The sequence below is a fragment of the Micromonospora mangrovicola genome, assembly GCF_047200535.1.
In the GTDB taxonomy this organism is placed as follows: domain Bacteria; phylum Actinomycetota; class Actinomycetes; order Mycobacteriales; family Micromonosporaceae; genus Micromonospora.
Window position 1 is genome coordinate 43,079 of sequence record NZ_JBJZOG010000046.1, and the last position, 7,857, is coordinate 50,935.

At 72.5% G+C, this 7,857-nt stretch carries 8 protein-coding genes; 5 read left to right on the plus strand and 3 right to left on the minus strand.

Features of this window, described 5'->3' with window-relative positions; genetic code table 11:
* Window positions 1-70 precede the first annotated feature (70 nt).
* The gene (locus ACL02O_RS19365) at window positions 71-751 is read left to right on the plus strand and encodes a DUF4272 domain-containing protein (protein WP_412819500.1); all 681 of its coding nucleotides are present in this window, start codon (window positions 71-73) and stop codon (window positions 749-751) included.
* 3 nt (window positions 752-754) lie between these two features.
* Here the strand turns inward: ACL02O_RS19365 and ACL02O_RS19370 are convergent, their stop codons facing one another.
* Entirely contained in the window at window positions 755-1,768 is a 1,014-nt protein-coding gene (locus tag ACL02O_RS19370) for a putative RNA methyltransferase (RefSeq protein ID WP_412819501.1), read from the minus strand.
* A 1-nt stretch (window position 1,769) separates the two neighbouring features.
* A complete protein-coding gene (locus tag ACL02O_RS19375) occupies window positions 1,770-2,249 on the minus strand; it encodes a MarR family winged helix-turn-helix transcriptional regulator (protein ID WP_412819502.1) in 480 nt (159 codons plus the stop codon).
* Between the two features lie 119 nt (window positions 2,250-2,368).
* Between ACL02O_RS19375 and ACL02O_RS19380 the strand changes: the two genes are divergently transcribed.
* The 3 genes from ACL02O_RS19380 to ACL02O_RS19390 are packed head-to-tail and all read left to right on the plus strand — an operon-like array spanning window position 2,369 to window position 4,470.
* On the plus strand, window positions 2,369-2,938 hold the full coding sequence (locus ACL02O_RS19380; protein ID WP_412819503.1) for an NADPH-dependent FMN reductase: 570 nt from the start codon (window positions 2,369-2,371) through the stop codon (window positions 2,936-2,938).
* Window positions 2,935-3,348 carry a PPOX class F420-dependent oxidoreductase gene (locus tag ACL02O_RS19385; RefSeq protein WP_412819504.1) on the plus strand — a complete coding sequence of 138 codons (414 nt, stop codon included), beginning with the start codon at window positions 2,935-2,937 and terminating at the stop codon, window positions 3,346-3,348. Before ACL02O_RS19380 ends, ACL02O_RS19385 begins: the two co-directional genes overlap by 4 nt.
* A 45-nt stretch (window positions 3,349-3,393) precedes the next feature.
* A complete protein-coding gene (locus tag ACL02O_RS19390; protein WP_412819505.1) occupies window positions 3,394-4,470 on the plus strand; it encodes an adenosine deaminase in 1,077 nt (358 codons plus the stop codon).
* Here the strand turns inward: ACL02O_RS19390 and ACL02O_RS19395 are convergent, their stop codons facing one another.
* Entirely contained in the window at window positions 4,471-4,887 is a 417-nt protein-coding gene (locus ACL02O_RS19395) for a hypothetical protein (protein WP_412819506.1), read from the minus strand.
* Window positions 4,888-5,271: 384 nt separating this feature from the next.
* On the opposite strand from ACL02O_RS19395, the gene ACL02O_RS19400 reads away from it, so the two are divergent.
* On the plus strand, window positions 5,272-7,857 hold a 2,586-nt coding region (locus tag ACL02O_RS19400; protein WP_412819507.1), incomplete at its 3' end, for a sensor histidine kinase.

Below are 7,857 nucleotides of genomic sequence, written 5' to 3' on the forward strand. Positions count from 1 at the left end.
AGCCGCTATCCTGCCTGGCCAGGGGGGATGACCGGCGATGAGCCGATGCGAGCAGACAGGGACCTGAGCCGTGCGCGTACCAGCCCCCGACCCCCGGGCCGTCCGTGAGGCGAGCCTCGACGAGCTGTCCCGGCTGGGCCTTCCGCTGCCGCCGCCGCAGTTCCCGCTGGTCTGGGAGCCGGGCGACGAGATTGAGCTGCGGCCCACCCGCGAGATTGAGGCCCGGATCGCGGTGCTGCACCTGATCCTGGCCCGGTGCTTCGGGATGCCCGCGCAGGCGGCGATGGGCTGGCTGCTGGAGTCGCACCTGGTCGAGGTGGTGACCCCGCCGGAGTGGCAGTTCGTGATGGGTGGCAAGGGCGACCACCGCTCCTTCGTGCTGCACCACGACGCGCTCTTCTCGCTGGCCTGGGTGCTCGGGCTGGCCAAGGAGCTGGACCCCACGGTGCCGGTGGACGAGCGGCTGGTCGAACGGATGCCGAACCTCGTCGCGGGGGAGACCTTCCCGCAGTGGCGGGCGCGCATCCTGGCCGCCCCGCAGCATCCGGCCGACGCCGCCGCCCTGCTCGACCTGCACTACTGCCTGGACTGGGCGTACCTGGAGTCGGAGCGGGCCGGGCGGGCGCTGCCCGGCCTGGTGGACGCGCACGCCATCGGGCAGCGCCGGTGGGCGCTGGAGTGGGCGGTGGTGCTGCGCGGGCCGTACCACGACGAGCCGCCGGGCTGGGAAGAGGTCGACCTCTCCACCTGAGTTTCAGCGCGGTCGGTATACGCCGAGCCGGACGGCGAGGGTCACCGGTGCCGGCTCGGGCAGCGCGGCGATCCGTCCGGCGAGGCGGGTCGGGTCGGCGTGCCAGGTGCTGGGACCCATCCCGACCAGGGTGGCCACCTCGGTGCGGGTCAGTTCCAGCCGGGCCCGGTGCACCGTCGCCGACTCCTCGGTGAAGTGCCCGGCCAGGCTGCCCGCGACCCGGTCCGCCTTGTCCGGGTCGACCCGGAGCAGGTCGAGCGCGTCGACCAGCTCGGCGAGGTGGTCCGCGGCGGGGGTGACCACCAGCAGCGCGCCCGCCGGGTGGAGCACCCGGTGGAACTCCGGGCCGTTGCGCGGTGCGAAGACGTTGAGCAGCACGGCGGTCGACGCGTCGGCCAGCGGAAGCCGCTGCCAGGTGTCGGCGAGCGCCGCGGCGGCGCGCGGGTGGGCCCGGGCCGCGCGCCGCAACGCCGGCTTGGAGACGTCCAGGGCCAGTCCGACGGCGTCGGGCAGCGCCGCCAGCACCGCCGCGAGGTACCAGCCCGTCCCGGCGCCGGCGTCCACCACCAGCTGGTACGCGATGTCCTCGCCGGCGGTCCGGGCCGGGCCGGTGGCCGGCACCGGTGTCGCGGCGCCCTTTGCTCTGCTGCCGTCGCCGCAACGCTGCTCGGCCGGCTCTGTCGCGTCGGGTGCGGCAGAGCAAGCGCTGCGCGGTGATGCGCCCGCCCGGTCCGGCGACCCGCCGTGCCCCACCACACCGGCGGCGGTGGCGGCGAGCGCGGCGGCGACGGTGCCGTAGTGGCCGGCGGCGAGGAAGTCGGCGCGGGCGGCGACCATCTCGGCGGTGTCCCCGGTGTGCGGGGCGCGGCCGGCGAGCAGGTTGACGTACCCCTGGCGGGCGATGTCGAAGCTGTGTCGACGCGGGCAGCGCAGCGCCGGCGTGGTGCCGGCGGTGGCGTCGGCCAGTGGCTCGGCGCAGACCGGGCAGCGCAGCCGGCTCAGGATGCGGGGGTCCATCTCAGCCCTCCGCGCCGCGGCGGTCGACGCCGGCCAGGTGGTCGACGACCCGGTGGGTCAGCGCGCCCAGGGCCTCGATCTCCTCGGCGGTGAGCAGGTCGATGAGGTGCCGGCGGACGGCGGCGACGTGGCCGGGGGCGGCTGCCTCGATGGCCTGTCGCCCGGCCGGGGTCAGGGTCACGATCGAGCCCCGGCCGTCGGACGGGCACTCCTCGCGGACGACCAGGCCGCGCTGCTGCATGCGGGACAGGTGGTGGGAGAGCCGGCTGCGCGACCAGAGCATCCGGTCGGCCAGTTCGCTGAGCCGCAGCCGCTGCTCGGGCGTCTCGGAGAGGTCGGAGAGGACGTCGTAGTCCGGCTCGGAGAGGCCGGCGTCCTGCGCCAGCTCCCGGGACAGCTCAAGGTCGAGCAGCCGGCGCATCCGGCGGTACCCGCGCCAGGCCCGGTTCTCCCGCTCGTCCAGCCAGCGTGGTTCGTCCATGGGCCGATCCTAACCGATTTGTTGACATGTCATCGAGCTCGCCCTACGGTCGATGACATGTCAACCAACCTGCCGGGGTCGACTCCCGGCTGTTTCGTACCGACAGGAGTGACCCCGTCATGCCCCGCCTGAACGTGATCGTCGCCAGCACCCGCCCCGGCCGGGTGGGCCGGCGGATCGGTGACTGGTTCACCGCCGCCGCCGTTCGCCACGGCGGATTCGACCAGGTACGCCTGGTCGACCTCGCCGAGGTCGGGCTCCCGTTCCACGACGAGCCGCACCACCCGTCGGAAGGGAACTACCTGCACCGCCACACCCGGGAGTGGAGTGACACGACCGCCGCCGCGGACGCCTTCGTGTTCGTGATGCCGGAGTACAACTACGGCTTCAGCGCCCCGCTCAAGAACGCGATCGACTACCTGTACCACGAGTGGCGGCACAAGCCGGTCGGCTTCGTCAGCTACGGCATGACCTCCGGTGGCCTGCGCGCGGTGCAGATGATCAAGCAGGTGGTCACCACGCTGAACATGGTCCCGGTCAACGAGGCGGTGGCCGTGTTCCTGCGCCAGAACCTCGACGAGACCGGCGGGCTGCGGCCGGACCCGGGCCGCGAGGTGGCCGCCGACCTGATGCTCGACCAGCTCACCCGGCTGGCCGTCGCGCTCGCGCCGCTGCGGGTGGCGGCATGAGCGAGCGGCTGTGGGAACTGTTCGGGGAACGCGGGCGCGGGGCGCTGGTCACCCTGCGGCGGGACGGCCGCCCGCAGCTGTCGAACGTGGACTACCTGGCCGAGCCGGGGCTGATCCGCTGCTCCACGACGGGCGACCGGGCGAAGGTGCGCAACCTGCGCCGCGACCCGCGCGCCAGCTTCCACGTGACCACCCCCGACGGCGGCGCGTACGCGGTGGCCGAGGGCGTCGTGACCCTCACCCCGCCCGCGGCGGCCACCGGCGACGCCACGGTCGACGAACTGGTCGAGGTCTACCGGCGGATCCGGGGGGAGCACCCGGACTGGGCGGACTACCGCGCGGCCATGGTGGCCGACGGCCGGGTGGTCCTCCGGCTCGCCGTCGAGCGGGTGTACGGCTGGCGACCGTGACCGGTCCCGTACCGGGCCCCGACCGACGGTGACTAGTGTCTGAGCATGGTCGCAATCTCGTACGAGGACATCGTCAAGGTCCCGAAGGCGCTGCTGCACGATCACCTCGACGGCGGTCTGCGGCCCGCGACGATCGCGGAGCTGGCCGCCGAGGTCGGCCACGAGCTGCCCACCACCGACCCGGAGGCGCTGGGCCGTTGGTTCGTCGAGGCGGCGAACTCCGGCTCGCTGGAGCGCTATCTGGAGACCTTCGCGCACACCGTTGCGGTGATGCAGACCGCGCCGGCGCTGCGCCGGGTCGCCCGCGAGTGCGCCTTCGACCTGGCCGCCGACGGCGTGGTCTACGCCGAGGTCCGGTTCGCCCCCGAGCAGCACCTGGAGCAGAACCTCACCCTCGACGAGGTGGTGGAGGCGGTCGTCACCGGCTTCCGGGAGGGCAGCGCGCTGGCCGCCGAGGCGGGCAACCCGATCCGGATCGGCACCCTGCTGACCGCGATGCGGCACGCGGCCCGGTCCCAGGAGATCGCCGAGCTGGCCGTCCGGCACCGGGACACCGGGGTGGTCGGCTTCGACATCGCCGGGGCGGAGGCGGGTTTCCCGCCCACCCGGCACCTGGACGCCTTCGAGTACCTCCAGCGGGAGAACTTCCACTTCACCATCCACGCCGGCGAGGCGTTCGGGCTGCCGTCGATCTGGCAGGCGATCCAGTGGTGCGGCGCGGACCGCCTCGGCCACGGCGTGCGCATCGTCGACGACATCACCACGGGCAACCCGCCGGTGCTCGGCCGGCTGGCCGCGTACGTACGGGACAAGCGGATCCCGTTGGAGCTGTGCCCGTCGTCGAACGTGCAGACCGGGGCGGCGGCGTCGATCGCCGACCACCCGATCGGGCTGCTGCGCGACCTGCGCTTCCGGGTGACGGTCAACACCGACAACCGGCTGATGAGCGGCACCTCGATGTCCCGGGAGATGGCGCTGCTGGTGGAGGCCTTCGGCTACGGCTGGAAGGAACTCCAGTGGTTCACCATCAACGCGATGAAGAGCGCCTTCATCCCGTTCGACGAGCGCCTGCGGATCATCGACGAGGTGATCAAGCCGGCGTACGCCAAGCTGATCGGCTGATCACGAGTGTTGGTGCGGGTGGCCGGCGAGCAGGGCGGCCACCCGGCGCAGCACCTCGCGGGCCCGGGCCGCCTCGGCGCCCAGGCCGGTCTGCCGGCGCAGCACCGCGGGTTCGGTCCGCAGCAGCGCCACCCCGCGGCTGATCAGCACCCGGGGCCCCTTGCGCTGCTCGGCGAGGTCCCGGGCCAGCCGGCGGACGAAGGTCGCCCCGCGCGGCCGGCGCAGCGCGTACGCCCCGGCGAGCAGGTCGCGGCGTCGACACTCGGCGACGATCTCGGCCGCGAAGATCCCTTCGGCGATGAAAAATGGCGAACCGGTGACGTCGAATGGCCGGGTGGCCACCCGCCGGTCTTCGCCGATCGCATAAACCGGCACTTCGGCCTTGCCGTCCCGGGCCAGTCGGGCAATGGTTTCCACCGCCGAGTCCCTGTCCCAGGACAACGGGGATTCCCAGTCCACTTGTCCGTTTCGGCGTGGACACGTAGGGTCGTCGCCGTCCTTGTAGAAGTCGTCCAGGCAGAGCACCGGAAGTCCGGTTCGTTGTGCGATGTACGACTTTCCGGAGCCGGAAGGCCCAGCGAGTAGGACGACGCGATGAGGGTTTTCCATCACTTTGAGTGACTCCGGACAGACGGATTGCTATCAAATTGCATCAACATCTCATCACACCCCCCGCGAGGGACAACCTGGGCTTTCTCTTTGCGGAGCGGCGTGATGGAATCTCGGAGGTCCGACCCGCCGGGTCGGTCGCTCGGCGTTGCCCATGGGTGACGTCCGGACGGGTTATGCGAGGGCGGTGACGTGAGCAAACGGCCAACGACGGCGAGCTCCTTCCTGTCGCGTCTGCGCCGGCCGGCCAGCCGGCTGCGCGACATGCCGATCTGGTCCAAGCTCGGTCTGATCATGATCGTGCCGACCATCGCCACGGTCGTGGTCGGCACCAGCGGTCTGGTCGACCACCTGCAGACGCTCAACAATGCCAACCGGGCCGGCGACCTGGCCAACCTCATCGGCTACTCCGGTGACCTGGTTGACACCCTGCAGGACGAGCGGGTCACGGCGGTGCTGTGGCTCGGTGCCAACGGCGGCAGCACCAAGGATGTGCGGACTCAGCAGAACGCCCAGTACCAGGAGGCCTACAACCGGGCCAACCAGCGGGTGGATCAGGCGAAGACGCCGTACTCCCAGCAGCGGCAGGACATCGACAACCTGCCGAGGAACTTCGAGGCGCTGCTCGACAACATCGACCAGAACCTCGCCGACCTGCCGGGCACCCGCAGCCAGGTGCTCAACGGCAAGCTGACGATCAGCGACGCGGAGAAGCTGTACCAGGGTCTGATCGACGACCTGCTCTCGATCCGTGACTCGTCGACCCAGCTCGCCGGCGACAACGACCTGAGCGACAAGATGCGGGCCGCCGCGGCGGTGGCCCGCCAGAAGGAGTGGCTCTCCCAGCGCCGGGTGGTCGTCCACCAGGCCCTGGTGCAGAAGAACCTCAACCCGGTCCTGCGCGAGGACTTCATCGCCACCGGCACCGGCCAGGAACAGGCGCTGCAGGGCTTCAAGGGAGTCGCCAGCCAGGCCGACGCGGAGTTCTACGACCAGACCGTCTCCGGGCCGGACCTGCGCGAGTCGACCGCCTACCAGCGGGACATCACCACCAACACCCGGGTCGGCGGCAGCCTGGCCGGCCTCAAGTTCGGCGCGGACCAGTGGGACGCGGCCATGGTGGCCAACGCGAAGCTGATCCGTACGGTCGAGTCGCGGCTGGACCGCAACGTGGTCGGGAAGGCCGAGGACCTACGGAGCGCTACGCAGCGGCAGGTCTTCCTGGAGACCGGCCTGCTGCTGACCATGCTGCTGCTGGCGATCCTCTTCGCGTACCTGGTCGCCCGCTCGATGGCCCGCTCGCTGCGCGACCTGCGCCAGGGCGCCCTGTCGGTGGCCCAGTACGGCCTGCCGCAGGCGGTGGCCCGGCTGCGTGACCCGCAGGTCACCGGCCAGCTCTCCCCGGTGCAGCTGGCCAACCAGATCGCCGAGCCGCTCCCCGTCCGGAGCAAGGACGAGTTCGGCCAGGTGACCGAGGCGTTCAACGCCGTCCACCTGGAGGCGGTCCGGACCGCGGCCGAGCAGGCCGCCCTCCGGGCGTCCGTCGCGACGATGTTCGTCAACCTGGCCCGCCGGTCGCAGATCCTGGTCGACCGCCTGATCGGTCACCTCGACCGGTTGGAGCGGGGCGAGGAGGACCCGGACCGGCTGGCCGAGCTCTTCCAGCTCGACCACCTGGCCACCCGGATGCGCCGCAACGACGAGAACCTGCTGGTCCTCGCCGGTGCGGACTCCACCCGCGTGCAGCGCGAGCCGGCCGCCCTGATCGACGTGCTCCGCGCCGCCCAGTCCGAGGTCGAGCACTACACCCGGATCGAGTTCGGCGTGATCGACCGGGACATCGAGATCGCCGCGCATGCGGTCAACGACCTCGTGCACCTGGTCGCCGAGCTGTTCGACAACGCCACCGCGTTCTCCCCGCCGGACTCCCACGTCATGGTGGAGGCCCGGCGGGTGGGCGACCGCGCCTCGCTCTACGTGGAGGACCGGGGCATCGGCATCGGCCCGGAGCAGCTGCACGAGCTGAACGAGCGGCTGGCCACGCCGCCGCAGGTCGACGTGGCCGTCTCCCGGATGATGGGTCTGGTCGTGGTCGCCCGGCTGTCGTCCCGGCACGGCGTCAAGGTCGAGCTCCGGCCGGGCGCCGACCGGGGTACGGTCGCCGACGTCACGCTGCCCCCGTCGGTCCTGGTGCCGCGTGCCCTCTCGGGCCGGGGACCGCAGGCCGCGCCGGCTCTCCCGGCCGCGAACACGGGCCCGCAGCAGAGCGGGCCGGCCCCGGCGTTCGGTGCCCTCGCCGCCCTCGGCAACGGCCCGCACACCCCGAACACCCCGCCGGCCCCGCGCCCCGGTGGATCCGGCAATCAGGTGACCCTCGGCGGTCGTGCGTTCGACCCGGCACCGCACAACGGCTCCGGCACCCCGGCCACGCCGGGCGGGCCGCGCTCGATGCCGGCCTGGTCCGACCTCACCGGGGCCAGCGCCCTCGCCGGGGGCGACGGCTTCAACCCGCGGTCGTCGAACGGCCAGTCGACCGACCCGCTGCCGCAGCGGCGCCACCCGGCCGAGGACGACCCGGCCACCACCGGCCAGCAGTCGGCCATCCCGCGGCAGCTGCCGAGCAGCCCGGAGGCGCGGCCGTACAACCCGCCGCCGGTCTCCGCGCCGCCGGTCCCGCCGGTCTCCGGTGTCCCGATGTCCGCCTCGCCGGTCTCCGGCCAGCCCGTCTCGGGCCAGCCGGTCTCCAGCCAGCCCTACTCGGCTCAGCCGTACTCGGCT